This is a genomic window from Streptomyces sp. NPDC006384, assembly GCF_042870695.1.
Lineage (GTDB): Bacteria > Actinomycetota > Actinomycetes > Streptomycetales > Streptomycetaceae > Streptomyces.
In genome coordinates this window covers 21,758-46,497 of the sequence record NZ_JBIAHR010000024.1, presented here as the reverse complement: position 1 = coordinate 46,497, position 24,740 = coordinate 21,758, and the positions used below count along the sequence as shown (strand labels likewise).

39 protein-coding genes are annotated in these 24,740 nt (G+C 70.8%); 19 read left to right on the top strand and 20 right to left on the bottom strand.

From position 1 onward, the window contains the following. The first annotated feature begins 87 nt into the window (after window positions 1–87). The 5 genes from ACFYOJ_RS28080 (at window position 88) to ACFYOJ_RS28060 (ending at window position 5,047) form a co-directional block, all read left to right on the top strand. On the top strand, window positions 88–861 hold the full coding sequence (locus tag ACFYOJ_RS28080; RefSeq protein ID WP_356555762.1) for a hypothetical protein: 774 nt from the start codon (window positions 88–90) through the stop codon (window positions 859–861). A gap of 295 nt (window positions 862–1,156) precedes the next feature. Beyond that, on the top strand, window positions 1,157–2,953 hold the full coding sequence (locus tag ACFYOJ_RS28075) for a hypothetical protein (RefSeq protein WP_356555761.1): 1,797 nt from the start codon (window positions 1,157–1,159) through the stop codon (window positions 2,951–2,953). A 109-nt stretch (window positions 2,954–3,062) separates the two neighbouring features. Beyond that, window positions 3,063–4,076, top strand: a complete 1,014-nt coding sequence (locus ACFYOJ_RS28070; RefSeq protein ID WP_356555759.1) for a hypothetical protein — start codon at window positions 3,063–3,065, stop codon at window positions 4,074–4,076. Window positions 4,077–4,235: 159 nt separating this feature from the next. Further along, window positions 4,236–4,460, top strand: coding sequence for a hypothetical protein (locus ACFYOJ_RS28065; protein ID WP_356555757.1), 225 nt, complete (start codon window positions 4,236–4,238; stop codon window positions 4,458–4,460). Between the two features lie 29 nt (window positions 4,461–4,489). After that, window positions 4,490–5,047: a hypothetical protein gene (locus ACFYOJ_RS28060; RefSeq protein ID WP_356555755.1), complete on the top strand. Its 558-nt coding sequence runs from the start codon at window positions 4,490–4,492 to the stop codon at window positions 5,045–5,047. Between the two features lie 88 nt (window positions 5,048–5,135). Here the strand turns inward: ACFYOJ_RS28060 and ACFYOJ_RS28055 are convergent, their stop codons facing one another. Together ACFYOJ_RS28055 and ACFYOJ_RS28050 are read right to left on the bottom strand one after the other, a co-directional pair. Continuing rightward, window positions 5,136–5,603, bottom strand: a complete 468-nt coding sequence (locus ACFYOJ_RS28055) for a hypothetical protein (protein WP_356555753.1) — start codon at window positions 5,601–5,603, stop codon at window positions 5,136–5,138. A 53-nt stretch (window positions 5,604–5,656) separates the two neighbouring features. Continuing rightward, window positions 5,657–6,115, bottom strand: coding sequence for a hypothetical protein (locus ACFYOJ_RS28050; RefSeq protein ID WP_356555752.1), 459 nt, complete (start codon window positions 6,113–6,115; stop codon window positions 5,657–5,659). 224 nt (window positions 6,116–6,339) lie between these two features. Between ACFYOJ_RS28050 and ACFYOJ_RS28045 the strand changes: the two genes are divergently transcribed. The 3 genes from ACFYOJ_RS28045 to ACFYOJ_RS28035 are packed head-to-tail and all read left to right on the top strand — an operon-like array spanning window position 6,340 to window position 7,465. Continuing rightward, entirely contained in the window at window positions 6,340–6,939 is a 600-nt protein-coding gene (locus ACFYOJ_RS28045; RefSeq protein ID WP_356555751.1) for a hypothetical protein, read from the top strand. Further along, complete coding sequence (locus tag ACFYOJ_RS28040) at window positions 6,939–7,154, top strand: hypothetical protein (protein WP_356555749.1); 216 nt, start codon at window positions 6,939–6,941, stop codon at window positions 7,152–7,154. Before ACFYOJ_RS28045 ends, ACFYOJ_RS28040 begins: the two co-directional genes overlap by 1 nt. Window positions 7,155–7,156: 2 nt before the next feature. Then, window positions 7,157–7,465, top strand: a complete 309-nt coding sequence (locus tag ACFYOJ_RS28035; protein ID WP_356555747.1) for a hypothetical protein — start codon at window positions 7,157–7,159, stop codon at window positions 7,463–7,465. 58 nt (window positions 7,466–7,523) lie between these two features. Here the strand turns inward: ACFYOJ_RS28035 and ACFYOJ_RS28030 are convergent, their stop codons facing one another. From ACFYOJ_RS28030 to ACFYOJ_RS27955, 16 genes are all read right to left on the bottom strand, one after another. Then, window positions 7,524–7,997: a hypothetical protein gene (locus tag ACFYOJ_RS28030; RefSeq protein WP_356555746.1), complete on the bottom strand. Its 474-nt coding sequence runs from the start codon at window positions 7,995–7,997 to the stop codon at window positions 7,524–7,526. Window positions 7,998–8,081: 84 nt separating this feature from the next. Next, complete coding sequence (locus ACFYOJ_RS28025) at window positions 8,082–8,552, bottom strand: hypothetical protein (protein ID WP_356555744.1); 471 nt, start codon at window positions 8,550–8,552, stop codon at window positions 8,082–8,084. After that, window positions 8,534–10,498 carry an FtsK/SpoIIIE domain-containing protein gene (locus tag ACFYOJ_RS28020; RefSeq protein ID WP_356555743.1) on the bottom strand — a complete coding sequence of 655 codons (1,965 nt, stop codon included), beginning with the start codon at window positions 10,496–10,498 and terminating at the stop codon, window positions 8,534–8,536. The genes ACFYOJ_RS28025 and ACFYOJ_RS28020 overlap by 19 nt, the downstream gene beginning before the upstream one ends. Before the next feature lie 155 nt (window positions 10,499–10,653). Then, window positions 10,654–10,914: a hypothetical protein gene (locus tag ACFYOJ_RS28015; RefSeq protein ID WP_356555741.1), complete on the bottom strand. Its 261-nt coding sequence runs from the start codon at window positions 10,912–10,914 to the stop codon at window positions 10,654–10,656. Window positions 10,915–11,372: 458 nt separating this feature from the next. Next, a complete protein-coding gene (locus ACFYOJ_RS28010) occupies window positions 11,373–11,834 on the bottom strand; it encodes a hypothetical protein (protein ID WP_356555739.1) in 462 nt (153 codons plus the stop codon). Beyond that, window positions 11,831–12,097, bottom strand: a complete 267-nt coding sequence (locus ACFYOJ_RS28005; RefSeq protein WP_356555738.1) for a hypothetical protein — start codon at window positions 12,095–12,097, stop codon at window positions 11,831–11,833. Before ACFYOJ_RS28005 ends, ACFYOJ_RS28010 begins: the two co-directional genes overlap by 4 nt. Continuing rightward, window positions 12,094–12,366 (bottom strand): hypothetical protein, encoded by a 273-nt coding sequence (locus ACFYOJ_RS28000; protein ID WP_356555736.1) that lies wholly within the window; start codon window positions 12,364–12,366, stop codon window positions 12,094–12,096. The genes ACFYOJ_RS28005 and ACFYOJ_RS28000 overlap by 4 nt, the downstream gene beginning before the upstream one ends. Next, the gene (locus ACFYOJ_RS27995; RefSeq protein ID WP_356555734.1) at window positions 12,363–13,040 is read right to left on the bottom strand and encodes a hypothetical protein; all 678 of its coding nucleotides are present in this window, start codon (window positions 13,038–13,040) and stop codon (window positions 12,363–12,365) included. Before ACFYOJ_RS27995 ends, ACFYOJ_RS28000 begins: the two co-directional genes overlap by 4 nt. Then, the gene (locus ACFYOJ_RS27990) at window positions 13,040–13,342 is read right to left on the bottom strand and encodes a hypothetical protein (RefSeq protein WP_356555732.1); all 303 of its coding nucleotides are present in this window, start codon (window positions 13,340–13,342) and stop codon (window positions 13,040–13,042) included. The genes ACFYOJ_RS27995 and ACFYOJ_RS27990 overlap by 1 nt, the downstream gene beginning before the upstream one ends. Next, window positions 13,339–13,611, bottom strand: coding sequence for a hypothetical protein (locus tag ACFYOJ_RS27985; protein ID WP_356555731.1), 273 nt, complete (start codon window positions 13,609–13,611; stop codon window positions 13,339–13,341). Before ACFYOJ_RS27985 ends, ACFYOJ_RS27990 begins: the two co-directional genes overlap by 4 nt. Continuing rightward, window positions 13,608–13,844, bottom strand: coding sequence for a hypothetical protein (locus tag ACFYOJ_RS27980; RefSeq protein WP_356555729.1), 237 nt, complete (start codon window positions 13,842–13,844; stop codon window positions 13,608–13,610). The genes ACFYOJ_RS27985 and ACFYOJ_RS27980 overlap by 4 nt, the downstream gene beginning before the upstream one ends. After that, window positions 13,844–14,488, bottom strand: a complete 645-nt coding sequence (locus ACFYOJ_RS27975) for a hypothetical protein (RefSeq protein WP_356555728.1) — start codon at window positions 14,486–14,488, stop codon at window positions 13,844–13,846. The genes ACFYOJ_RS27980 and ACFYOJ_RS27975 overlap by 1 nt, the downstream gene beginning before the upstream one ends. A gap of 35 nt (window positions 14,489–14,523) precedes the next feature. Further along, window positions 14,524–15,435 carry a hypothetical protein gene (locus ACFYOJ_RS27970; RefSeq protein ID WP_356555726.1) on the bottom strand — a complete coding sequence of 304 codons (912 nt, stop codon included), beginning with the start codon at window positions 15,433–15,435 and terminating at the stop codon, window positions 14,524–14,526. A gap of 53 nt (window positions 15,436–15,488) precedes the next feature. Further along, entirely contained in the window at window positions 15,489–16,109 is a 621-nt protein-coding gene (locus ACFYOJ_RS27965; protein ID WP_356555725.1) for a hypothetical protein, read from the bottom strand. A gap of 15 nt (window positions 16,110–16,124) precedes the next feature. Beyond that, window positions 16,125–17,036 (bottom strand): hypothetical protein, encoded by a 912-nt coding sequence (locus tag ACFYOJ_RS27960; RefSeq protein ID WP_356555723.1) that lies wholly within the window; start codon window positions 17,034–17,036, stop codon window positions 16,125–16,127. A gap of 156 nt (window positions 17,037–17,192) precedes the next feature. Further along, window positions 17,193–17,465, bottom strand: coding sequence for a hypothetical protein (locus ACFYOJ_RS27955; protein WP_356555721.1), 273 nt, complete (start codon window positions 17,463–17,465; stop codon window positions 17,193–17,195). Window positions 17,466–17,611: 146 nt separating this feature from the next. Between ACFYOJ_RS27955 and ACFYOJ_RS27950 the strand changes: the two genes are divergently transcribed. The 7 genes from ACFYOJ_RS27950 to ACFYOJ_RS27920 are packed head-to-tail and all read left to right on the top strand — an operon-like array spanning window position 17,612 to window position 21,214. Further along, the gene (locus tag ACFYOJ_RS27950) at window positions 17,612–17,944 is read left to right on the top strand and encodes a hypothetical protein (protein WP_356555719.1); all 333 of its coding nucleotides are present in this window, start codon (window positions 17,612–17,614) and stop codon (window positions 17,942–17,944) included. Beyond that, complete coding sequence (locus tag ACFYOJ_RS27945) at window positions 17,941–18,258, top strand: hypothetical protein (protein ID WP_356555717.1); 318 nt, start codon at window positions 17,941–17,943, stop codon at window positions 18,256–18,258. The genes ACFYOJ_RS27950 and ACFYOJ_RS27945 overlap by 4 nt, the downstream gene beginning before the upstream one ends. Beyond that, a complete protein-coding gene (locus tag ACFYOJ_RS27940) occupies window positions 18,255–18,701 on the top strand; it encodes a hypothetical protein (RefSeq protein WP_356555715.1) in 447 nt (148 codons plus the stop codon). The genes ACFYOJ_RS27945 and ACFYOJ_RS27940 overlap by 4 nt, the downstream gene beginning before the upstream one ends. 2 nt (window positions 18,702–18,703) lie before the next feature. Next, a complete protein-coding gene (locus ACFYOJ_RS27935) occupies window positions 18,704–19,186 on the top strand; it encodes a hypothetical protein (RefSeq protein WP_356555714.1) in 483 nt (160 codons plus the stop codon). Then, on the top strand, window positions 19,183–19,701 hold the full coding sequence (locus ACFYOJ_RS27930; protein WP_356555712.1) for a hypothetical protein: 519 nt from the start codon (window positions 19,183–19,185) through the stop codon (window positions 19,699–19,701). Before ACFYOJ_RS27935 ends, ACFYOJ_RS27930 begins: the two co-directional genes overlap by 4 nt. Continuing rightward, window positions 19,698–20,066, top strand: coding sequence for a hypothetical protein (locus tag ACFYOJ_RS27925; protein WP_356555710.1), 369 nt, complete (start codon window positions 19,698–19,700; stop codon window positions 20,064–20,066). The genes ACFYOJ_RS27930 and ACFYOJ_RS27925 overlap by 4 nt, the downstream gene beginning before the upstream one ends. Next, complete coding sequence (locus ACFYOJ_RS27920; protein ID WP_356555708.1) at window positions 20,063–21,214, top strand: tyrosine-type recombinase/integrase; 1,152 nt, start codon at window positions 20,063–20,065, stop codon at window positions 21,212–21,214. The genes ACFYOJ_RS27925 and ACFYOJ_RS27920 overlap by 4 nt, the downstream gene beginning before the upstream one ends. Window positions 21,215–21,346: 132 nt before the next feature. On the opposite strand, the gene ACFYOJ_RS27915 is transcribed toward ACFYOJ_RS27920, so the two are convergent. Together ACFYOJ_RS27915 and ACFYOJ_RS27910 are read right to left on the bottom strand one after the other, a co-directional pair. Continuing rightward, entirely contained in the window at window positions 21,347–21,697 is a 351-nt protein-coding gene (locus tag ACFYOJ_RS27915; RefSeq protein WP_356555706.1) for a DUF397 domain-containing protein, read from the bottom strand. Beyond that, window positions 21,597–22,451 carry a helix-turn-helix transcriptional regulator gene (locus ACFYOJ_RS27910; RefSeq protein ID WP_356555704.1) on the bottom strand — a complete coding sequence of 285 codons (855 nt, stop codon included), beginning with the start codon at window positions 22,449–22,451 and terminating at the stop codon, window positions 21,597–21,599. Before ACFYOJ_RS27910 ends, ACFYOJ_RS27915 begins: the two co-directional genes overlap by 101 nt. Window positions 22,452–22,858: 407 nt before the next feature. Between ACFYOJ_RS27910 and ACFYOJ_RS27905 the strand changes: the two genes are divergently transcribed. The 4 genes from ACFYOJ_RS27905 to ACFYOJ_RS27890 are packed head-to-tail and all read left to right on the top strand — an operon-like array spanning window position 22,859 to window position 24,736. Beyond that, a complete protein-coding gene (locus ACFYOJ_RS27905; RefSeq protein WP_356555703.1) occupies window positions 22,859–23,209 on the top strand; it encodes an ATP-binding protein in 351 nt (116 codons plus the stop codon). A gap of 14 nt (window positions 23,210–23,223) precedes the next feature. Then, on the top strand, window positions 23,224–23,652 hold the full coding sequence (locus tag ACFYOJ_RS27900; RefSeq protein ID WP_356555701.1) for an ATP-binding protein: 429 nt from the start codon (window positions 23,224–23,226) through the stop codon (window positions 23,650–23,652). Then, window positions 23,649–24,134 (top strand): hypothetical protein, encoded by a 486-nt coding sequence (locus ACFYOJ_RS27895; protein WP_356555699.1) that lies wholly within the window; start codon window positions 23,649–23,651, stop codon window positions 24,132–24,134. Before ACFYOJ_RS27900 ends, ACFYOJ_RS27895 begins: the two co-directional genes overlap by 4 nt. Then, entirely contained in the window at window positions 24,131–24,736 is a 606-nt protein-coding gene (locus ACFYOJ_RS27890) for a hypothetical protein (protein WP_356555698.1), read from the top strand. The genes ACFYOJ_RS27895 and ACFYOJ_RS27890 overlap by 4 nt, the downstream gene beginning before the upstream one ends. The last annotated feature ends 4 nt before the right edge of the window (window positions 24,737–24,740 follow it).

Below are 24,740 nucleotides of genomic sequence, written 5' to 3'. Positions count from 1 at the left end.
GAGCCGAACACCAGCCAGCAGCAGCGGCGAGGGGGAGAGGTGTCACAAAAACCGGCCGTTGACGTTCCACCAGACATGACCTCATCCATGCCCGTACGCACGATGCTCCCGCCGAACCTGACCCGGCACTTCTACGAGACCCGCCGGGCGCTCCTCCAGAGCGTCGGCCAGGAAGCCACGCCGTGGTTCCTGCTCCCCCCGCAGGAGCGCTCCGTCGTCGAGTCGGAGATGGAAATCTTCCGGCAGGCGATCCGTCGGGCCGAGGAGGAACAGGACCTGCTCGCCAGTCTCGACACCACCAGGGCCGCGGCCGCCGCCGGCGAACGCGTCACCGAGTACGCCGAGGCGAAGCAGGGCCCCACCGAGCAGCCGGCCGTCCCCGAAGCCGCCGAGCCCACCGAGACGCCCGCGGCCGCCGAGCGCCTCGTCCAGGACTGCGGCTGCCCCGACTGCGCGCTCTTCTCTCTGATCAGCCAGCTCGTCGAGAAGTTCCAGGAACTCGAAGCGAGCAGCAAGGACCGCAGCAGCAACGGCACCGCCGGAACTGTCTTCCAGCCCATCCTCCCCGCCGGGCAGGAACGCGCAGGGAGAGGGCAGACGGCTGCGGCCCCGGCCCCGCTCAGCAGTGAGAGCCTGGCCCGGCTGCAGGCGAGCGTCAGGACGTCCCTCGACGAGTGGGTTGCCCTGGGCAAGCCCGTCGACGTCCTCGAGGAACCCGTCTTCGTGACGGTCGATCTCACGCCGCCGCGGCTCACCGAGGCCGACCTGGACCGTGCCCTGAACAGCCCGGCCGCGCGCCGGTTCGACGCGCTGCGCCGGGAATTCCGGACCAGCCGGAAGCGGGCCACTGGCCAGGCGTAACAAATTCCGCTCGCTGACGTACTACAGAGTGCGGCTGGTCCACCGACCCCGATACCCCCCCCGTCGGGGAAGGCATGCCAGCACCGCACCCCCGAGACCGGGGGCGTCCCTGCTCCACCTCTCCGGAGCGGGGCCGCCCCCGGCACAGACTTCCGGCACGAGGTCTCCGTGAAAGGGCGGAGGTGAGAAGGATCCTTTCGGGTGAGTGCCGGATCACGCGGTCTGGCCGGAGGCCTGGGCATGGGCCCCGGCCAGGCCGCGACACTAACCCCCCGCGGACAGCACCTTCCGGGCCATGTCCCGCACGCAGCCCCCGTCTCCGCGTCTTCGCGTAGCCCCCTCCCGTCAGGAGCTGCAGAACGCCCGCAAGCCCGGAGTCGTCTCCCGTGACGCGTCCAACGTCGCCGACATCCTGCTCCGCGCCCCCGTCCCCGCCCGCCGCCACGCCTTCAAGCACGACATCAGCGCCCGCGAGCGCCCGTACGTCATGCGGGAAGTCGAACGGGCCACCGGCTCCCTGTACGGCCTGTGGCGGGACACCCCCTCAGGCTTCGTGGAGGACGTCCTCGGCGAGTCCATCTGGAGCCTGCAGCGGGACGTCCTCGACGCGATCGTCACCCACAAGCGCGTAGCGGTCCCCGCCGGCTTCGGCGTGGGCAAGACCCACCTCGCCGCGCGCGCCGCCGTCTGGTTCGTCAACGTCTACCCGGTCGGTACCGCGCTGTGCATCACCACCGCCACCCGGTTCCGGCAGGTCCAGCGGCAGCTGTGGCCCCACATCCGCAAAGTGGTGCCCCGCGCGGGCCTGCCCGGGTACTGCGACACCGTCCAGTACAAGATGCCCACCCCGCAGGGCCACGACTTCGTCGCCGCGTACGGCTTCTCGGCCCCCGCGAACGACGAAGCCGCGATGCAGGGCATCCACATGGCTCACATCCTGCTGATTGTCGACGAGGCCGGCGGTATCGCGCCCATGATCGGCCACGGCACGAACAACCTGCTGACCGGCGGCCACGCGGCGATGCTGGCGATCGGCAACCCAGCGATGGACGACCCGGCGTCCTGGTTCGAGGAACTGTGCCTCGAAGGCGAGGATCCCGAGGAACCCACGACCGTCACCCTGCCGATCTCCTCCCTGGACTCCCCGGCAATCACGGGGGAGCGGGTCCCGTACTGCACCGACTGCCCCGACTCCACCCACGACCGGCACACCCTCGCCCGGCACATGCCGGATCAGGACTGGGTGGACCGCACCATCAGGTCGTACGGCCCCGACCACCCGTACGTCATCGCGAAGGTCTACGCCCGATTCCCCAAGGGAGGCGGCGGCCTCGTCATCCCGCCCACCTGGGTCGATGACGCCCTGAGCCAGCCCGACCCGTCCGGGCCCGGCTGGCACCGCCTGTGCGACCTCGGCCTCGAAGGCGAAACCGCGACGCACACCGTGAAGGAAGGCGCCTGGGTGCGCCTGGGCGTCGACGTCGCCGCGGACGGAGGCGACGAGTTCGCCATCGCCCGCTCCGTGGGAGACGCCCTCGAGAACCGGCACGCGTCGGCCGGCTCCGCCAACGACAACCAGGTGAAGGTCGCGGAGAAGGTCCTCGAGGAGATCCACGCCGCGCAGCGCCTGGCCGACGCCCTGAACTCGCCGCACCCCGTCCGCGTCAAGGTCGACAAGAACGGCATCGGCCACGGCGTCACCAGCATGCTCGAACGGTGGGCCGAGACGGGACGACACCGGGCGCAGATCGTCGGCGTGATGGTGTCCGAGAACCCCACACAGGACGACCCGGGCGCGGTCATGCGCCCGTACCGCAAACGCGACGAGATGTGGCTTGCCACCCGAAGCCTCCTGCAGCCCGACCCGTCCACCGGCCGCGGCCGGCTCCGCTTCCTCATCGACAAGAAGTCCGCCGCGCAGCTCTCCACCCCGAAACTCCTGTCGAACGCGGGCGGCTACTCCGTCGTCGAGTCCAAGAAGGTCATGAAGGCCCGCGGCATGAAGTCCCCCGACCGGGCCGAAGCGCTTCTCCTGGCCCTGTACGAGCCGGAGCCGATCAACCCGCCACGCCGCCGGGGCCTGCTGAACTAGGCTGGGGGCACGGCTCGCAACCCGCCCGCCCGTCCCGGGACCTCTCCTCCCGGGCCGGGCCCCGGCGAACGAGCGTCGCGTGCCCGTGGGAGACGGCAAACTGTTGGCCATGAGTTCGACCGCCCGCCACTTCAGCGCCAGCGGCGACCGCCCGATGCCGGCGGCCGCTCTCACCGCTGTGCCCACGACCGCAACGGCGCTGCGCGAGCTCGAGCGGGTCCTGGACACGTTCCGCACGGTCAACCGCACCGCCAAGGACGTCGTCTCGGACGCCCGGCTGCAGCAACTCGAATGGGTCGCCGGCGAACTCGCCCTGGCCCTCCCGCTCGGACTGACCGAGACCGCCGGAGACTCCCTCGCCGACCTCCTCGCCCCCGACGCCGTCCACGCCTACCTGCTCCTGGGGCGCGGCGGGTTCCTGCGGTCCATGCCCACGGTCTCCACCGACCCCACCAGCGTGGATGCCTCCGAGCGCATCCGGATCTACTGTCTGGAGGCGTTCGCCCGGCAGGCGCGGATCCCCTTCGAGACCCCCGACATGCCGCCGATGACGCTGCGCCCCACCGTGCCCCCCCGGCTGGCTGACCTCATCACCCAGCACTTGGAGGACGAGGCCGCCAAGTGGCCCGAAGCGGACCGCCCGGACGCCCTGGTCCGTGGACTGGCCATGTGGGCGGTCATGCGGGACGTCCTGCCCCGCCTCGGCGAGCTCGAGAGCATGCTCCTCGACGACCTCACCCTCACCCAGGACGCCAGAACCCTCGCCCTGGTCCGCCAGCCGCAGGGCGGCCTTCGCGGACGGATGCCCGAGCCCGAAACCTGGGAGCTGAGCGAAGACACCGCACGCCGGCTGAGCGACTGGCTCGACCGCCGGGACAAACTGATCACCCGCCTGCAGGGCGGTGTCCCCCGGCACCTGTGGCTGTCGACCCCGCCGAACCCCGACTTCGGCGTCCCGATCCACCGCCGCGGCATCAGCAAGTGGTACAAGAAGCTGGCCGACGCCGTGCAGATCAAGCAGGACGCCGCCGGCGTCCCGGAGGAGGACCTGGTCCCCACCCGCTGGGAGACGATGCGCCGCACCCTCCTCGCGCAGCGCCAGGCCCTCGAGGGCACCGCGTAGTCTGGTCAGGCGATGGAGCACCGGCCGCCTTGATCAGCGGCCGGTCCATGGTGGCCCGCGCGAACCCCGTGCTCCCGGGTTGGGTCGAACCCTGGGCCACCGCCAAGATCGCCCCGAGAAGGCCCCTGGCGGCCCCTGTAGCGCTGGTACGGTCCCCGCATGGAACTCGCCCTCTGCCTGCTCGCGCCAGCGCCTCTCACGCCCGACCAGTACCTTCAGGTGCAGCGCGCCGCGGCGGCCGCCGGCAAGAGCGTCGAGGACTTCGCCCGGGACGCCATCCTCGACGCCGCCGAAGACCCGTTCCTGGCCGCCCTCGACCGGGCCGCCGACACCGTCGCCGCCCAGGCGCAGGCTGACCGGCTCCAGCACGACTACGCGAACTGACCAGTGCTCCGGGTCTACACTGCCGCGCCATGAAGCACCGCAAGGCAGGCGGCGCCAAGGGCCAGACCTACATGGCCGCGCCCCGTCTCAGCGCCTACAGCACGCCGCCCGCCTCCGAGGTCACCGTGACCAGGCCCGACGGCACCGTCGAGACCGTGCCGGCCCAGAAGCCGAAGAAGGCCAGCAGCAAGACGACGCGGCGCTCGAGGAACAGGGGACCCCTCGTGTGCGCGTTCTGCGGCTACGCCATCGAGGGGGACGCGCACACCAGCAACGAACACCGGACCCGCGGCAAGCCCATCCATCCCAAGGGGAAGTGCCGGCAGGAGCCGCCGAAAAGACCTACGAAGCCCGACCCCGCTTCGACGCTGCCCCGCGGCCGTGGGGGGAGCGGTAACCCGTACAAGAGCCCGAACACGCGCGCCGTGGGCAAGGAGCAGTGGTCGAAGATCACCTGCCCGCGCTGCAGGGCGGCCCCGGGCGTCCTGTGCATCGTTCGGGGGAAGAGGTCGGAACAGCCGCACCAGGAACGCGTCCAGATCGTGCGGCGGGCCCTGGCCGCCCAGCAACGCCAGCAAGGACGCTGAGAGGCCCGGTACCGACGGGGGTGCGGTACCGGGCCCCTCAGGCACCGTAGCGCGGTGCGCGCCGGGAGCGACGTCGTTCCTGGGGCGGTTATCCCTGCGGCTGTTCCGGCACGCAGGTCGGGCACGGCATGGGAGTCACTACCCCCAGGCCCTTCACGGCGTCCTCCCGCCACGAACGCCGCGAGCCGGCAGCGGTCCGCGCGGCCGCCAACTCGGCCACGAGCTGGAACCACTCCACCGCGGACAGCGTCGCCTCGCCCTCGCCGCACATCACGCACACCGGCGCGCCGGAAGAACCCGCATGCCGGGCGATGCTTCCCCACCAGCCCTGAGCGACCGCCCGCGCGCATCCCGAGCAGCCCACCAGGACCTCGTGTGGCTGCTCGCCGACCAGCCGTCCCGCATCAGCCACGGTCTGCCCCGTCATGACGTCGACCACGGGGCCGCGCCTGCTCATTTGCTTGAGCGCGGTCTGAAGCTGGGGCGGCATCTCGTCCGGGGTCAGCGGCGGAAGTCCGGCGTCGGACGGGGGCGGCACGATCGGCTGGTCGCTCATATCGGGACCCTAGCGGTGCGCCGAGGGAGCGGAAGCCGAAACGCGCCGAGTGCTTACGGTGCCTGTCCGGTGTCGGCGCGAGCAACGGACGCCATGTAGCCGAGGCCGGCAGGGCTCCAGCCGCCCGGGCTGGCGGAGTCCGGGCCGGATCGGAGAGTGAAGCCCGCGTCGGCGAGACGGCGGCCGGCGGCCTCCTCGTCGAAGGTCTCCCAGTCCGGAAGCTCCACAGTGGTGAGGACGGTGAGGTCCTGGTCGAGGACGTTGAGCTGATAGCCGTGCTCGACCCGGCCGTCCTCGTGCGGGTAGCTGTTCGGTGTGCACGCGGCGAACAGCTCGGCCGCGGCTCCCTCCTGCACCCAGCGGTACACCGTGACGCCCTCTTCCGTGTCCTGCCGCACGTACGCCCCGCACCCGCGCGGGGTCCGCATATCGACGCGGTCCGCGAAGTCGTCGGGCGCCCGCCCACCGTCGAACGGCCCGCCCACGTACTGAAGTTGCCGAAGCTGTGTCATGCCAGGAATCTAGCGGTATGCGCGGGTATGCGGCTAGAGTGGCGAGCAGTGTGGACACGCCGCACAGACCGCCGACCCGCTACCCACGCAGCGACGGCACCACGGTCGAAGGCTCGCCGGACACGGCTACCGGCACCCCGGGCTTCCCCCGGGCGAGGGCCCGTGACGAAACGCCTTGCCCTGACACCTGCGGCGGGCGGCGTGGGGCCCGTCTCGGAGACGACATGTCACGGCACGTCAGCAACGACCTCAAGCGCCGCGCCCGCGAACTGGCCGCCCGCGAAGGCATCCCGTACAGCGCCGCCCTCGCCCGGCTCCGCTCCACCCGCACCCCAGCCGACCAGCCGGCGGACACCCCCGCGAACCAGCCGAGCACGTTCCTGCTCCCCGAGTACCTGTACATCGACTTCCCGCCGATCGACCTGGGCGGCGCCCGCCCCTGCGACGGGTGCGAGGGCTCCGGCCTGGACGGCCGCACCTTCGCGCAGGAGACCGACGGCGGCCGGCCCCCGATCCTGGCCGAAGTCGTCTGCTCCGAGTGCGAGGGCTGCGGCCGCGCGGAGCACCTGGACGACGGCTGCGGGCACCCGCACGCCAACCCCGACATGGACGAAGACCCGTACGACGAGGACGAAGACCCGTACGACGAGGACGAAGAGCTGCCCTGCTACCCGTGCGCCGGGCGGGGGTTCAACTACGTGCAGGCCGTGGTCTCCGACGAGGAGGGCGAACCCGTCGAGGTCATCTACCTGCGGGTGCCGTGCGGCTGCACCGCCGACCGGATGCGGATCATCCACGGCGACCTGATCGAGGTGAGCGGCTGATGGCCCGCCAGCCCCGCCGCCCGCGCGAGGACCGCGAGAGCCTGCCCGGCATCGCCGAGGTACGCCTCCGCGCCGACGAGCAGACCGCCCAGGTCGTCCTGGACGTCCTCCGCGCCCACTTCACCGTCACAGCCCCGCGCGAATACTCCGGCGAGCGCTGGTACTTCCAACTCGACACCCGCAACACCGACCCCGCCCCGAATGGAGACGAGTGACCATGCCCCGCCCGCTGTACGGCCCGCACTGCCCGCACGACGAATGCGCCTGGACGGGCTGCGACCACGAAGAGGGCCGCGGCGACGGCATCGTGCACCCCTGCCGGTACGAGAACGACGGTTGCCCGTACTGCGGCCCCGCCGACAACGCCCATCCCATCGAGTCGGGCCCCGTCCGGTACACCTGGAAGTGCCCCCAGTGCGCCGCCCTCACGCTGACCGCGGGCAGCCCCGACGCGCTCGAGGCCGTAGTCGCCCGCTACGGCGTCCGGCACGTCGCCGGGCACGAGAACACGGCTGACGCCGCCTGAGACACCGCAGGGGCCCCGATCGGCGTTGTACGGGGCCCCTGCGGCTGTTCCTGCGGTGCTACGACAGCGGATGTGCGTCGAGCCACCGCGACAGGTCGTGAGCGGACCCGAACACGTCCCCGCGGTTGCTGGACACGTTACCGAGACCGCCGCCCTGGTCCACGCCCACGGCAACGCCCTTCTCCATACGGTCGATCAGCACGTACGCCTCGGTCCAGAAGTCCGGCCCCACCGACTTCTCCGCGTTCATCGCCTTCCGCAGGGTCCGCGTCGGCTCCATGAGCGCCTGCATCTGCCCGAAGCACGTCCCCGCCTGCATCGACTCGCACCCCCCGCCCGTGGTCAGCGCGGCCACCGCGTCCTGGAAGCCGGCGGTCGCCTCCGCCAGACCGACGGTGTCCGCCTTCGCGGCCGCCGTCACCGCCGGCTTCGCCTCGTCCTCGTCACCGGAGCTGCCGCAGCCGCTCACGGCCCCCACGGTCACGGCCAGGACCAGCGCGCCGACCGTCTTCCCCCACGTGTGTCTCCCCATGACGCGTGATCATCGCACGGCCCACCGACAAGACACGGCAAGGGCCCCAGCCGTCTGGCCAGGGCCCTTGCCGTCATGCAGGGGTCACACGCGGGTGGAGGAACGGCCTCCCCACCGGTTGTGGTTCGTGATGTGCACCGTCTTCCCGCCCCCGGACGGGGTCATCTTCCAGGCGAGCAGCAGCAGCGCGATCGCCACGGCCGCGCTGCCCACGCCCGCCGCGGCGCTGACGAGCTGGCTGGCCCCGGCGAGGAACTCCCCGGCACCCCAGCCCGCGACGCCGGCGCCGACCCCGCCGCCGAGCAGCCGCGCGGCGAGCGGGTCGATGAGCGGCTGCGGGGTGAGGTCCCGGGCCGGGGTCGGTACGACCGGCTGCAGCGCGGAGCGGCGCACCGCGATGGACCGGTTCGGGTCGTAGGGGTCCTGGACGTGCACGATCGGGTCGTGTTCGTCGCCCAGCTCGACGATGCCCGTGGCCGGACGCGTGACCTGTGCGGCCGCGGGGTGAAGGCGGGTGGGGCGGATGCCCGTCGGGGTCACAGGCTCGTACGGCATGCGGTGCTCTCCTCGTCCGTGGACGCTTCGGGGACAGGGGTGTGCTGGCCGGCGGTGAGGACGTAGACGACGGCCCGGTTGCGTTTGTCGGCCTCCTCGACCCAGCCCTGGGCGACCCACTGGGACAGCCACGGGCCGATGGAGGTGTGGTGATTGCAGATGCCGCGGGCGACGGCCTCCGGCTTCGTCAGACCCTCGGGCCCGGCCTTCTCCAGGGCCTCCCACAGCGGCAGCCTGTTGTCGGGGATACGGGAGCCGTCCGGGAACAGCGGCACGGCGCGCAGCACCGGCCGACCGCCACGGGGGCCGCCGCCTCCGCCGGACGGGGACGGCGGGGTCGGGTCCGGATCGGGCTCCGGGCGTTCCTCTCCGGCCGCGGCCGCTCCGGGGGCCGCGTGCGCGAGCGACGTCTCCAGGATCTGGTGCTCGGTGATCCAGTAGCAGCGGCCCTCGTTCGGCTCGAAGTACCGCTCGGACGACACCATGCACTTGCCCGGCAGGTCCAGCTCGTCCAGGCGCCAGCCCTGCCCGTACGCACCGGTACCCATGATCATGTTGATGGGGGTCGGCTCGTTCACCGGCAGACCGATCCGCACGCCGAACTGCTGCCGGGTGTCGGTGCCCTTCCCGCCGAACGCCTGCTCGCTCGGTGACTGCGTCGCGGCGATGATGCGGATCCCCATCGCGCGGGACACCTGCATGAGCGTCATCAGCTCGGACGCGACGTCGGGCGCCTGGCGCAGCAGCTCGGCGAGCTCGTCGATGATCAGGACGATGTACTTGCCGTGCTCGCGGGTCCACTTCTTGACCCGCTCCCCGTTCGGGCCGCGCAGCGTCGCCAGGTGCTTGCCGCGCCGCGTCATCTCGCCCTTGAGCCAGACCAGGAGCTGCCGGGCGGTGTCGGCGTCGTCGGCCAGGGCGACCATGTTCGGTTCCCACGGGCCCAGCTCGAGGGCGCCCGGCTTCATGTCGATGCCCGCGAGGTACACGTCGTCGCAGGCCGCCAGGTTCGCGGCCAGGACGTTGATCGCCCCGGACTTGCCCTTGTTCGTGCCGCCGGCGATCAGGACGTGCCCGTCGACGATGTCGATCAGGATCTCGCTGCCGTCGGGATAGACCCCGATGGGGATGGGCTGCTCGATCGAGGTGACGTGCACGCCCGGCCACGGGATGCCGGGCCCGGCGAGCGGGTCGTGGCTCTGCATCCGCACGATGAGCTGGTTGGCCTGCGGGCCCTCGGATAGGCGCAGCCGGCCGGGCAGGTCCAGGTTCGCCTGGAGCTGCTGCCGCTTGCCGATGACGGCCTGCGCGGACGTGTTCTTGCCCGGCGGCAGCGTCACCATGGCGTACCAGCCGGTGTCGGTGAACACGATCCGGGAGACGTCGACCGCGGGCACGCCCAGGGCGACCAGGGCGCGGCGCAGCGCGGTCTCCTCCTCGGTGTCGCCGGTGACGCCGGGCTGGGAGACGTTGACGCCCATCCCGTCGGGCAGGGGCGCGGTCTTCGCGGCCTTGATCTGCAGGGCGATCCGGTCGTGTCGGGTCTTGATGAGCCACGGCACGTAGACGCCGTACGAGGCGATCGTGACGACGCCGCCCGCGATGAGGGATGGGACGGACGGGCCGGTCACTGCGCCGACCGCGGTGTTCACCAGCGCGCCCGTGGAGGCGACGCCGAGGGAGGCGGCGGGGGCGTTCTTGAATTTCAGCCCGCCGTAGGTGAGCGCGCCCGTGGCGGCGAGACCGAGACCGTACGCGGCCCAGCCTTCCACGCCGACGCCGAAGGCGTGGTGCAGCCATCCCAGGCACGTCATGCCGGCGGAGGCTGCGGCGGGGATCAGTTCGTACCGGAGGCGGCCGCACAGGCGGCACACGGTGCTGAGGGCCTGCCGGACGCGGCTGCCGGGCGGTGGGGTGAGGTGATCGGGCTCCGTGGGGCGAAACACGTCACCTCACCTCGCCCGGGTGAGGACGGACGGGCGGCAGGGGACTGGAGTGCGCGAGGGCATCGCGTGTTCCTTCGTTCGGGACTCCGGCGGTGCTCTCCGCCGGGACTGGCCGTGGGGCCAGGGTGTTCAGTTGGCGCGGGGTGCGGCTGCTGCTACTTCTTCGGGGTGTTCATGTCGGTGGCCGGCAGTTCGCGTTCCTCGGTCTTGTCCCACCATGCGTAGGACCACTCGTGCCGCCAGGTCATCCGATTCGCCCAGGGGAAGACCTGGCCGGCGACGCTCTGCACCGCGGCGACCAGGGCCTCGACGGCGCTGAATCGGCGCTGGTTGCGGATGTTGACGCCCAGTCCGCGCGGGACGTGGAACTCGAAGGTCAGTCTCAGGACGCGCGGCGCGTCGTTTTCGGCGGCCATCAGTACCCCCCTGTAGATCGGCAACAGCCCTCATTATTGTGCCGATCTTTCAGGGAGATGGGAAGTTCTCGCCGAGATTCATTAGTCTCGGCGAGAGTGCAGAAGGGGGCGTGCCAGCTCCAGCTCGAGGCACCCGCGCGCCAAGTGCTCCTTGCAGTTCGCACACCGCAAGGTCCCTGGACAGCGGGGATGCTCTTCCAGGACCGTCGGCCCGCACGTCGGGCACATCAGCCTGACCCGCTGCCCTGGCCGTGGTACGGCCAGGGCGGGAGGCTTCGGCGGCGGGAACGACACCTCGACCGCAACCAGGTCCGGGTGCCGCTCGGACGGGCCGATCGCGTCGACCTGGCAGTGCAGCGTCACCGTCCGCCAACCCTCCAGCGGCAGCGGGGGCGGCAACTCGCCCCCAAGCAGCTCGGACAGCTCCTCGGGGGCGAGTTCCTGATTCCCAGGGCCGGTCACTGGGTGTCCCCCCAGTAGCCGGGCAGCTCGACGACATCGATCCCGTCCCGCTCCGAGAGACGGTTCACGCTGGGATCGGCGCTCCACACGGTGAGGCTGCCGAACTGGCGGTGAGCGGCACGCAGCCGTTCCCGCTTCACCACGGCGCCCGGCCGGAAGTCACCGCGGCACCGCATCAGCAGCATCGACGCCGGCACGCCGTTCCGGATGAGCCAGGTGGCGACGAGCTGCTCCAGGCGCCGGTCCCCGCCCGTCATGACGAGGACGGTCTTCCCGTTCTTGCGGGCGTGCTGGGCGGCGGCCACGACATCGCGGTTGGCCTTGCAGCCGAGGCTGGCACGGTGGAACCGGGAGGCGTCTTTGGCCAGGTGGTGGATGCCCGAGACGTCGATGAGACCGCCCTCGAGGTCGAAGACGACCGCAGCGGTCTTCGTCGGGGCGGCGATGGTGACGGTCACTCGATCTCCCCGTGGTAGATACGGATCATGCGGACGGCCTTCTTGTTGCAGTCGTCGCAGGCCGGGGCCCGGCCGGTGCCGCATATCGCTGCGGCAAGGGCATCAGCGGCCGCCGTGGAGGTGATGCGGAGCAGCGTGGGGCCCTTCTTGCGGCAGGAGTCGCAGGCGCGGGTCTTGCCCGGCCGGGAGTTCTCGCCGCACGCGACGAGGGCCAGGCGCTGCTCCAGCGCGGCGAGGCTGGGGGCTTCAGCGACAGCAGTCATTGGATACGGAACGCTTCCTCGTGTGCGGTGGTGCGGACGAACTCCTCGTCGGGGCCGCTCTCGCAGTTGGTGGGTGCGTGGCCGTAGATGGAGAAGACGAATTCGTTCCCCGCCTGCCAGAAGTGCTTGCCCATGACGAGGGTGCCGGCGCCGAGTCGGTCGGCGAGTTGCTGCGCGAGCTCGGCCACCGTCCCCAGTTCCGTTGCGGGCACCGGGGCGGGCACACGGATGATGACGTTGATGGGGCGGTCGGTGTCCTGTTCGCTCATCGGGTGCCCTCCGGGCGGTTGCAGCCCTTCGGGGCGCGGGACTTGTGGTGGTGGATGGTCTGCAGCTCGCTGCCGACCTGCTCGTACGCGGTCATCTCCTGACAGGCGGTGCACCGGTAGGCCACGAATCGGCGGAAGGGGACAGTCGTGGACGTCGGGTGTCCCTGGCGGCCGCCGGCCATCTCGCCGGGGCCGGGGTCACCGCACCACTCGCACGACGGGTCGTAGTGGGAGAGGACCGGCGCGGGCTTCCACGCCGACCACGCGATCGGGTGGCCCGCGTGCAGGGCGGGCAGGGGCGCCTCGGCGTAGGTCACCGGGTCCGGGACGGCCCGCAGGTGGCGGCCGCGGCGGTCCGGCTCGGCGGCCGGGACCGGCAGGGCCTCGGCAACGCCGGCGGGCACGAGACGCGGCTGCTCGGGCTCCGGCTCCCCCCGCAGTGCCCGCAGGCAGGCCGGGCAGAGGCTCGACGTGGTGACCGGCCCGTCCCACGGCCGTACGCCCGGCGCCTGCTCCGGATCCGGCGCGCACTCCAGAGCCACGGTGAACATCGGCACCGTCGGGGCCGTGACGCCCTCGGCGCCGATGTGCAGCACCGGGCGGCCCGCGGCGCGCACGATCAGGCGGCCGGCCCACTCCGGGACGGCCAGCGGTTCGGCGGCGAGCGCGCTCATCACGCGCCTCCCCTGCGAAGCCACGCCGGCAGCTCGACGACGAACGTGTGGAAGCCGCACGCAGAAGCCGCAAGGAGGACACCGGACCTCTCCACGGACCACTGCCGGTAGAGAGGGCCCTTCCCGCAGGCCGGGCACGGCGGCGAGTACCGCACCGTCACCGTCCAGCCCGGTTCCGGGAAGACGGGGAAGCCGGCGTCGAGGACCAGCCGCTCCGCCGCCTCCGGCTGCAGCCGGATGTAGACCCCCCACTCGTAGAAGTCGTGGTCAGGTTCCTTCTCCCGCATGGCATGCGTGATCACGCCTCACCACGCTTCTCGGCCTGGTGCAGGGCGCCGGAGACGTTGGCCCACATGTTCGCGAGGTTGATCATCTCGTCACGCGCCCTGGCCATGTCAGCGGCCGTCTGCTCCAGATCGGCGATCAGGGCCGTCGGGACGCCACGCTCCCTCGTCACGTTCAGGTTCTTAAGACGCCACAGCTCCAGGGCCTGCTGGAAGTATTGCGCGCGCTCGGCGCAGTGCTTGGCCCACTGCGTGGCGACGCCCGTCGTGATGTTCTCGGTGGTCATCGGGCACTCCGGGCGAGAAGCGGCACCAGGCCGGTCTTGTGGTTCTGCAGGTACAGGGAACGGCGGGCGGCGTGCACGCCGCGCCGGGCGAGGCAGAGCACGCCGGCCGGGACGTGGCACGCCGGGCACGGCACGGAGTAGCCGCCCTGCTGGAACCGGGCCGCGGTCGCGTGCGCAGCGTCGTGCGCGGCATCCGCGGCCGGGGACGGGAGGACAGCGGAGAGGAGCGACATCACGCGCGGCCGCCCTGGTCGGACTCGTTGGGGAGGGCGATGTGCGGGCGGGCGTCCTCCCGAACGGTCTCGTCGTCGAGCCGGTAGTGCCACACGCCCTCGCGCGCCGCGGGGTCCCGCTTGTACCGGGCCTCTCCGCGGCCGGGGTCCGCGGTGTCGCCCCAGGCGATCGGAAGGTCGAGGGTGGGCGCCGGGCCCATGTCGGGCATGGCGAGCGTCCCGGGGACAATCAGGATGACGCCGCTGTACGGGCCATCCACGAACCTGGCGTACTCGGAGGACTTCGGGTCCTCAAGTTCGTCGCCCAGGCGCTTCCCCAGCTCATCAGCCCAGTCCAGGACCTCGCGGGCGGTCGGCGTCGGGTCGAATCCGAGGACGGCCCGGAGCGCCGCCACGGCGGTGAGCAGCTCGCCGTAGGCCGCGATGGGGAAGTCGTCGTTCCAGCGGTCCCGCAGGAGGGAACACGCCGCCTTGTCAGCGACTTCGGCGAGCTCGATGTCGACGGTGTCGCGATCGAGGTGGGTGCCGGCGTGCTTGTAGACGCCGCAGGTCAGGTCGAGCAGGTGGTCGCGGCTCACGACCGGCGGGATGGGCGTGCCGTCCTGGGCGTACACCTGAAGGGACACGTTTTGCGTGGTACTCACGGAGGGGCATCTCCAGAAGAAGGGTGGGCGAGGGGCTACTTCGGGGCAGGGACGGGGGAGTCCTGGCGGACCACCAGACGCGCCAGCGGACGGTCCTCACGGATCGCGTTCCACGTGAAGACCAGGTAGGCCAGGTGGCGACCCCACGGGATGGACCCCTCCTTCGCGCGCTCGGACGTCACCCGCGCGCGGAGTGCCAGGATCGGGTGCTGGGCGGGCAGTTCAGCGCCGTCCCCCACCCGCTGGAAGAACCACGCGCACTCGTCGGGGTCGATCTTGTTGAACAGGAAATGCGCCGTTCCCAGTGCGGACTGGGGGATGTGGGGGAACGCCTGCCGGGTCCGCTGGGCGATCTCCGCAGAGCGACGGACCTCCGGGTGCTTCGCCAGGAGCGCCTTGCTCTCGGCCACGGTGGGCTTGCGCCGGCGGGCGAACTTCCGCTCTCCCTGCTGCCACTCCCACACGCGGCGCAGAACCGCGGAGAGGGTGGAGGCGTTGGTCTCATCCGCCAGGGCCAGGGCGTCCGCGGTGGTGCGCCCCATCCCGGAGTCCATCGTGTCCTGGGCTTCCGCCGGCAGCTTCGTGACGACGAACGTCACGACCGCCGTGTCGGCCTTCACCACGGCGTGCAGACGGTGCTGCCCGTCCAGGACGGTGCCGTTGACGTCGAGCTTGATGGCCTCGCCGTTGAGCATCCACGCACCGGACTGGATGTCGCGGGCGTAGCCCTCAACGGCGTGAGAACGCAGGTTGCGGTTCCTGGTGTTGCGCTTCAGCAACTGCTTGGCCAGCGCCGGCGTGAGCAGGACGACGTGGGCCTGCGGGTGGTCCCCGGTCAGCGCTTCCAGCTCGGCGATCGTCGCGGGCGCGGGCACGGAGGCGACCGCCTGAGCAGACACAGCGGTGATGGGAGCGGTGGTGACGAGTTCCGGCAGCACGGCAGTCATGGAGGGGCATCTCCTCGATATGGAAGAAAAGAAGGGGGTGAGGACTGAAGCCCTCATCTCCTGTACGTCGGATCGGCCATTCCTGTTACGGTTTCTGCGTTTCCGCTGGTCACAGGCTCGGTCAGTTCGACGATGACGAGGGTCATGCGGGCGTATCCGGTGGTGACCGGCTCGCCCATGACGGGGATCGGGCCCATGAGGAACTCGTGGTTGTCGTCCGGGAGGAGTCCGCCGTCGACGACCAGGCCGTCGACGTAGTGCTTCGCGGTGTCGGCCCAGTTGCCCGGGTCGCGTTTGCGGGACAGCGGCCGCGGGTGCAGCACGTAGAAGATCGCGGCGCGCTCGAGGCGGGGCAGGCGCTTGGCCACGGCCATGCCGGCGGCGTCTGCGCGGAGCTGCTTGCGGATGCGGTGCTTGGCCATGTGGTGAAGGCGCTGGTTGCTGGTCAGCATCTTCTCGGCGTACGGCATGAGCAGCGTCCAGTGCCGCCCCGGGCTCGACAGCATCGCGAGCAGCGGCTCGACCTCGGGCGGGGCCGGGACGGACGGCGGGCCCGGGTGCGCGGGCGGCTTTTTCCGGGCCGTCTTCTGCGGCGCCGCCGCGGCGGCCGGCTGGGGAGCCTGACCACCGCGGCGACGGCGCTCCTGCAGCTCGATGAACTGCTTCGCGGTCATTCTGGCGACCACAGGTCACCCCTCCAGGGCAGCGGTACCGGCTTCGGTCAGCCGCCAACGGTCGCCGAAGTGCCCCGTTTCCGTCCTGCTGTACTCGTCGTCCTTGCGCACCCACCCCTTGTCCTTGAGCTTCTTCACGCCGGCGTCGACCTTCCGGCCGAGGTTCCCCCAGGCCGCGTTGCTGCGCGTGCTGGTGTCCCGGATCGTCGGGCCGCCCCAAGCGGGCCGGATAGTGAACACCACCCCGCTGTTGACCAGCTCCAGCAGCCGGCGTTCCGCCGCGGTGGGCGGCGCGGGCGCGTCGAGCGTGCGGACCTTCTCCATCCAGTCAAGGCAACGGTGGCAGGTCGCCGGCGCGTTCACCGGGTCGCTCAGGTGCAGCGGGTTCGCGCGGCCGGGCGTCTCGCACAGGGCGCGGCCGGCCGGGTGCTTCCGGGCCCGGCCGGAGACCAGATCGTCCTTGGGGACGGCGTGGCGCAGCGATCCGCGCACGCCCGTGTGCCGGGTGTTCTCCCGCACGGTCATCTCGACGCCGGCCGCCGCGAGGGCCGCGTCCCACCGGCGCTGTTCCCGCGCCCGGCGTTCCTCGGCCTGCCGGGCGCGCAGCTCCTCCGCCTCCTGGCGGAGCCTGCGCTCCTCGACGATGCGCGGCGGCAGCGGCGGGTCCAGGTTCAGCTCGTCGGCGCCGACCAGCGTCCACCCGTCCACGGTGGACATGCGGTCGACGCCGGGGAAGGCGCGGCCGAGGACCGCGGTGCACCAGTCGTAGCCGCGGCGGCCGGCGACCTCGTTCATCCGCCGGAGGTCGTCGGGGCCCAGCGGTCCACGGCTGCGGTTGTCGGCATCCCTGCGGACCTCCTGATAGAGGTCGTAGGCAGGCTCGGGCTCGGGCTCGGGCAGGACGACGGTGACGACACGGCGTCGCATCGGGGTTCTCCTTGCTTCGTTGGGACACGGCGGTAGCTCTCCGCCGGAGGTACTGCATGGGGCACTCTGCGGTCGCGGCGCGGAGCGGCCGCGAACAGGGCTGAGCGCAAAATCGTTCTGAGCGAAGAATCGAACATCCCCGAACGGGGCGGATTGTTACGACTTGACCGGAGATACGGCAGCGACCGAAGCGACCCATGCCCGGCCGAGCCACCGCCCCGTCCGGCCGAACGCGCCCGGGAAGACCTGGGCGAGGGTGAGGCCCGCGGCGATCGTGAGAGTGAGCGAGAGGTTCGCCAGAGCCCATCCGGCGACGGCGAACACCGCGGCGGCGACGGAGCCGAGAACGGCGACGGCCGGCGGGATGGCGGCGGGGTGCGCGAGGGCTAGGAGCGCGAGGGCGTACGCGAACAGCTTCAGCTTCCGCATGGCGGGTGTCCTTCGTTCGGGATCCGGGCGGTGCTCTCCGCCCTCGGAGAAGATTCTAGATTGTTACTCATCGGTAGCCGACAATAACTCCGATTGTTGTCGGTAATCTTGGCGGGACGTCAGAACTGCGACCCAGAGGGTGGGACATGACCGACGACCGCCGCATCGACATCAGCGGCCTGAACAAGGCCAAGGTGCTGGCCGCGCTCTGGAACAACGCGGCCCCGCCGCCGGCGCACGTGACGCCCAACCCGCGGAACTTCGCGATGACGGCCGCCGAGGCCGCGGAGATCCTCCTGCGCGAGGGCGCCGGCTTCGACTACCTCGAGGACCGGCTGCTGAAGGTGAACCTCAGCGACGACACGTTCGACCCGCGGGGCTACGACCGCGACAACGGCGACGGCCTGGCCGCCCAGGTCATCACCCGCCTGCGCCGCACCGGCTCCATCCATGCCCTCCCGACGGGAGCGGGCGCATGACGACAACCGCCGCCGGCCGCCACTTCCCGGAGGGCGCGCTCGAGCACATCGGCGACGCCCGCGAGTTCACCGCCTTCACCCGGGAGCGTCTGAACGAAGCGCTGCAGGGCCACGTCAGCGACGGCGAACGACGCCTCCTCGATGGGCTCAAGAGCGCGCTCGTCGACTACGAGGGGGTCTACGAGGGCGCGGCCATGTCCCACGTCCCGAGTGACCAGACGGGGGAAGCCGACGGGCGGCGCTGGACCCTGGAAAACCTCGTGTGGGCGCGCTTCAGCGACCACCCCGACTACCGCAAGGAGTGGCGGCCGTGATCTCGCCTCCCTGGAACAGCCCTTTCTTCAACACGAACACGTCGGAGACCACGACATCCCGGCCGCTGTTCCTCCTGCTCTCCGACCTGGCCGAGATGCCGAACGCCAGCGGATACGTTGAGGTCAGCCACTTCCACCACATGCCAGGCGTGGCGCTGGGCGGGGACCCGGCAGAGTTCGGCCGTACCCCGGACGGGCAGCTCTGGGTCACCGGCCGGGCCAGGATCTACACCATGCCCGAGTGCCGCGGCCCCGAGGACGATCGCCAGTGGGCGCAGGTCTGGACCGACGACGCCGGCAACCTCAGCGTCACCCTGCCGGATGACCCCACGCTGGTTGCCCTCTTCGCCATCAACCCGGACACGGGCGACGGAGACCAGCGGCTGCGCGGCGGCTGGTACCGGATCACCGAACAGGACGCCACTGTCCCGCAGGGAGCGTGACGATGGAACCGAACACCCTCTACAGCGTCGACCTGTCCGGACCGGCGCCCGACCTGGGCATGCAGGTCTGGATGGACGACCGCGACGACATGCCGCGCGCCGTGTTCGCCGCCACCCACCGGATCGAGACGTTCGGGACGGACGGCCGTGCCGGTCCGGACCCGTACCTGCACGGCCTGCGGACGGGCGGCTGGGCCGAGTTCAACGACTTCCCCGGCTGGGCCGAGCCTGCCCCCGGCTGGTCCGCCGTCCTCGACGTCGCAACCGACGAGCTGACCATGTCCAACCCCGAGGGCGTCCCCTTCTACCAGGGCACCCTCAACAGCTCGAAGGCATGGCGCCGCAGCGCCCGCAGGAACGGCATGTTCATCGCCCTCGCCGGAGACATCACCGACCCCAGCGGCATCACGGACGCCGTGGTCGCCGGCCGGTTGTACGCGATGGTCTGCCCGATCACTGTGGCCCTGCCCGGGAGGACCACGTGACCGCCGTCGACGAGCGGACCGCGCTCGCGTTCTACGAGTTCATCGACGCGCGCCTCGACGAGGAGCTGCGCACCAAGTACCCGACGGCGGACAGCACGCCGGCCGTGGAGGAGTACCGGGAGAAACTCCGCGCCGCGAAGAAGGAGCACGACGACCTGGTGGACGCGCTGCACCGCGGAGACCAGGCGCAGGCCGAAAACCTGCTCTGGGGACTGAGGAACCAGGCGTCCCCGTGGAAGACGCACCCCGACTATCCCGAGCCGATCTCCGACGGCACGATGCCCTGCCCCGTCCCCGCCCCGGAGACCGGGCACCCGTGCGTGAAGCGGATCCCGCAGGGCTGGGCCGCGGCCGAGGGGCACGGCGGCGGCCACTTCTGGCAGGCCCCCCAGGTTGCGGAGCTGGAGGCCCGCGGCGCGCACTACGACCCGGGCACTCTCCTGTCCGGACAACCCACGCCGTGGCACCTGCCCCAGGACTGCACGCCGGCCTGCTGGAAGTGGAGGGACCGATGACCGCTCCTGAGAAGCGCGCCTCTGACCTCAAGGTCCTCGTGCCGTTCGGATGGGACGTCGACACCTCGCCCGATATCGTCCGCCGCTACGAGGAGGCGCCCGACCTCCCTGGCCCAATCCAGGCTCAGGGCAAGGACGGCATGATGCTCAGCGCCGTGTGTCCGCAGTGTCAGAAGTCCATCGAGCAGATGGACCAGGACAGCATTTTCGCGAGGGACCCAGAGGTCTTCTTCGCCGGTCACCGTCCCTCCCCCTTCGGGGAGTGCCGGAACGTGGCCCACCTGCTCACCCTGGGGGGCTGTGGGCACGCCTTCCGTATCCTGCCCGGCCAGACCATCGTCGTGGTCCGGGAGCCGACGGCATGACCCTCCGCGACGAGGACGAGTTCGTCGACGCCGAGTTCGTCGACGACGACGCCCTGGCGCTCGTCGACGAACCGGCCCCGCCGCCGCTCGTCGACCACAACACCGTGCTGTACCCGGGGCAGGAGCTGCCCACGGCGGCCGGCGGCCCCAAGTACAGCGAGCAGGACCTGTACGTCAGCGAGGAGACGGCCGAGGTCCTCCAGAAGAAGGACAAGACAGACACGGGGCCGATGGTGGCCTTCAAGGAGTGGTGCGCGAAGGAGGGGCGCGTGGCCGTGCCGTGCACGACCGCGACGTTCACCGAGTACGGGCGACACCTGATGCGGCGGGGCCTCAAGGTCAGCACGATCACGAACTACATGTCCCTGATCAAGACGGCGATGCCGCCCGGGAAGCGCCCCGACAACAGCCTGTTCCTCACGCTGCTGGCGGACTACCGGCAGACCAACAAGAAGGCGCTGCGGGTACGGCGCGCGTTCCCGATCACGCTGCCGTACCTCGTGCCGATGATGGAGAAGGCCGAGGAGGACGGCCGGCCGATCGGCTGGCGCGATGCGGCGATGCTCGCCTTCGGGTACCGGTTCCTCGGCCGGTCGATCGAGGACACCAACCTGGACATCGAGGACCTGACGATCCTGGACGACCGGATCATCGTCTGGGTCCCCGAGGACAAGTCCCACAAGGGCGAGGAACAGACCATCCCCCTGCGGGACCGGCCGGACCTCCAGCTCGTCCCGAGGATGCGCCGCTGGCTGGGCTACCTCGCCGAGCAGGGATACACGACCGGGCCGGTGTTCCGGCAGGTCCTCAAGAACGGTTCGATCGCGTCGGCAGAGACCCGCGCGAAGACGGCGAAGAAGCGCGGGGAGTACCTGCGAGGCCACGTCGTGAACCAGAGGGTGAAGCACTGGTTCGCGAAGGCCGGCCTCGTCGGGGACGGCCGACCGATCACCTCTCACGGACTGCGTGCGGGCGGCGCCACCGACCTGGGAGCGGCCAAGGTGTCCCCGCGCGACCTCCGGAAGGCCGGCCGGTGGCGGGAGGACTCCCCCATCCCCGAAGTCGTCTACGTCCGCCCCGTCGAAGACGCCGACTTCGACCCGTTCGCGAAGGTCCCCCTGCACGACCCGGAAAGCAAAGGTGGGTGACCCTCGAACATTGGGTCGGGCGCCCATACACTGTGCCCACCCCGTCACAGGTACTCCGGTGGTGGGTAGGAAGACGATGGCGGCCCCCCTCAACGAGTCTGAGGGGGGCCGCCATGTTTGCGGTGTGCCTGGTCAGGCGCGCGGGTCCATGGTGATCTCGCCGTCGCGCACGCTCGTGACGAAGGAGGTCCAGGAGTTCCGCGGGAAGATCAGCGCGGGGCCCTGCTTGTCCTTCGAGTCGCGCACTCCGATCTTCGTGGGGAGTTCGGCGGCCTCGATGCAGTTGTTGCCGGTGCCGTCGCTGTAGGAGGACTTGTACCAGGCCGACTCAGGGGCGACGTCGGTGGAAGGCTGGTGGATTCGGTGAGTGTTGATGGCTCCGCTACTTTCCGGTGAGTGCTTCCAGGAATTCGATGGTCTGCTCGAGGCCGAGTGCGGCCCCGACCATCGCGTTGAACCGGCGTGTGAACCGGTCGACTTCACGGGGCTTGTCCGACGTGGACACAGCCCCCCATGCATTGTCCGTCTGGACACGAGAGGGCAGCTCGCCGAGGTCCAGGATCGTGAAGTCGTTGCTGGCCCGGTAGCCGAGTTTGAACGGCAGTATCTGGACCGAGATATGGTCCTGGCGGGCCAGCTTGATGATCTCACGGTACTGCTCTCGCATGATGTCGTCGTCGCCGACGGGGATGCGTAGTGCTGCCTCTCCGAGGATGACACGAAGGCGTACGTCCTCGCGCTCGAGAACTCTTTGCTTTCGTTCCATCCGCAGGTCCACGTTGCGCTGTATGAACTCGCTGGTGGTGTCCTCGACGGGGCGCTGCACCTCGAAGAGGGCCCGTGCGTAGTCCTCGGTCTGCAGGAGGCCGTACACGACGGTCGGGTGGTAGGCGAGGATTTCCGTGGCCTCGGCTTCCAGGCCAACGAAGTGAGGCATGCCCGCCGGCATGAACGCCCGGTACTGGGTGAGCCAGTCGTCGTTGGGCGCTTCTCGGTTCAGCTCGACCAGCTGCTCGATCAGATCGTCATCATCGACGGCGTACCGCTTCAACAGCGAGCGCAGGTCTCCGACGTTGCGCCGGAAGTTAAGCTCGCCATTCTCGATCCGAGCGAGGGAAGCCTCGGACAGCGCCTTGAGTCCGCGCACGGCCGCCTTGCGGGTCATCCCGCGAGCCCGGCCGTCCTCGACGGGCGGACAGTTTTCGCGCAACTGTCTGAGCTGGATGCCGAGCTCCAAGCGCCGCCCGGTTGCCCCTCGCTTCGCCGCCACCTGTGCACCACCCCCATGCGTTTGCGCTGGCTGAGTACGTCCCTGCGCAGAGTGTGACATCTGCTGTGCGCTCACCGCAGCCCCCTGTGCAGGTTCCGGCATAGTCCATTTACGTCTCCGCTGAATTTTCAGCGGCGATCCAGTTGCTTACCAACGCTTCCTGACGCCACGGTAGTTGAGTCAACGCAAGCCGTGACAGGTAAGCGGGTAAATCTCGCATCCCTGTGCGAGCTGTACTCCGCCCTGCTGCGCCGCCAAGCACTGGACGCCTCGGAGGTCCCGGAATGACGTTCCCCGCGGTCACGCGACAGGAAGGCGTCCGTACGGCCATCGAAATGTCCATCGAGCGGCGGCCGGCCCCCTGCGCTGAGGGCATGTCCGACGAGGACGCTCGCTGGCCGCACCGGCTGCGCCGCATCGCCCGAGCCAGCCTCACCCACTGGGGACGTCCCAAGCTGGTGGACACGGCCGAGCTGCTGCTCACCGAGCTGGTGACCAACGCCCTCCGCTACGCGCCCGGTCGGAACATCGGCGTTCGTATCTACCTTCGAGACGACCAGCTCGTGATCGAGGTGAACGACGGCTCCCCCCTCGCCCCCGCGCCGCGTCGTGCCGGCCCCGACGACGAGAACGGCCGCGGCCTGTTCCTCGTCGACGCCCTTGCCGAGTCATGGGGTGTCAGTGCGGACGGCACGACGACCTGGTGCACCCTCTCCCTCCCCTGACTGAAGGACCCCGCATGGATCGCGCCGCGGTGACCGCCCCCGTCTTACACGAGATGAGGCTGGTCCTCCCCGCAAACGTCAGCGCCTCGTCCTACGCCCGGATCGCCGGCCGTACCCGCCTCACGATGCTGAACTGGCCCGGGCCCATTCACGCCGCGGTCAACGTGCTGGGCATCCTCGTCGACAACGCCGTCGAGCACGCTCTGACTCCGGGACCGGACGACAGGCTTTCCGCCCGGCTCGCCCTCACCGAGGACCGCAGGCTGCTCATCGACGTCACCGACCCCCACCCGCAGTTCCCCGACTTCGACGAGGCCGTAAACGGCGCCCAGGGCCGCGGCCTGTGGCACGCCCGACGCCTCGGAGCACACCTCTCGTGGTTCATCACCTCCGACGTCGAGGGGAAGACGGTACGGGCCGTACTCGAGGGGCAGAGCAGATGAGGTTGCGCCCCGTTCTCGACGACGAGATCGACGAGCCGCTCTGGTGGATGCAGTCCACGGAACCACGGTTCCGGCCGACCTCGGACGCCAGGCTCAGCGACCTGCGCCGCAGCATCTACGACGCTGCTCTGGCCGCCATCCCGTCCGACCGGCCGGTCCGGGTATCCACCTACGTCTTCGCGGACCCGGGAGTGGACGCCGACGCCACGCACCTGCGCCTCGAGCGGCACGCCCACGACCGGGGATGGCTCGTCCACCGGAAACGCTTCACCGACGCCCCGGCCCGCGGGCCGCTCCCCGCACACCCGCAGTTCAACCGCGCCTGCCGCCACGCCGGAGCGGGCTACGTGGACGGGGTGCTCGCCGTCGACCGCAGCGCCATGCCCAGCACCGATGAGGCGTACGAGGCGTACCTGCGCTGGCTGCAACGCCACTGCGCCTTCCTCGCCTTCCTGCAGCCGACATCCGGGGGAGCACCGTGAACAGGCAGATAGCGCCGTACGTGACGCCGTGGACAGGGGAGACCACCCGGCCCGCGCCAGTAACAGTCACCGCGTCCGGCGTCATCTACACCGACCCCGTGCAGGACGGTCTCGCGCGGGACCTGGACGGCGTGCTGTGGACCCTGTGCGCCGGCGCGGCCACCGGCCGGCCGGAGTACGCGGCCGAGCTCCACCCCGAGCGGCAGCGGGCCGCGATGGAGAACCTCCTGTGCGCGGGCTGCAAGGGGACGCCCGCCCGGGACGAGCGCGGCATGCTGTGGGTCCTGCCGCTCCTCGACGACACGGACGGGCCCTGGGAGGGGGTGCATACCGCGATCCCGCCCATGTGCGAGCAGTGCGCCGAGGCGGCCCTGCTGCTGTGCCCGCGGCTGCGTGACGGGCACGTGCAGCTCCGCGTGCGGGAGGCCGAACTGATCGGCGTACGCGGCACGCTCTACCCCCGTCCCGGCACCCCGGGCACCCCCGACCCCGACGCCCTGGTCCTTTTCGACTCGCCCGACCTGCCGTTCGTCGTCGCCCGCCAGGCGGTGCGCGAGCTGCGCTGCACCACTGTGGTCGCCTTCGCGGCGGCCGCCCCCTGATCTC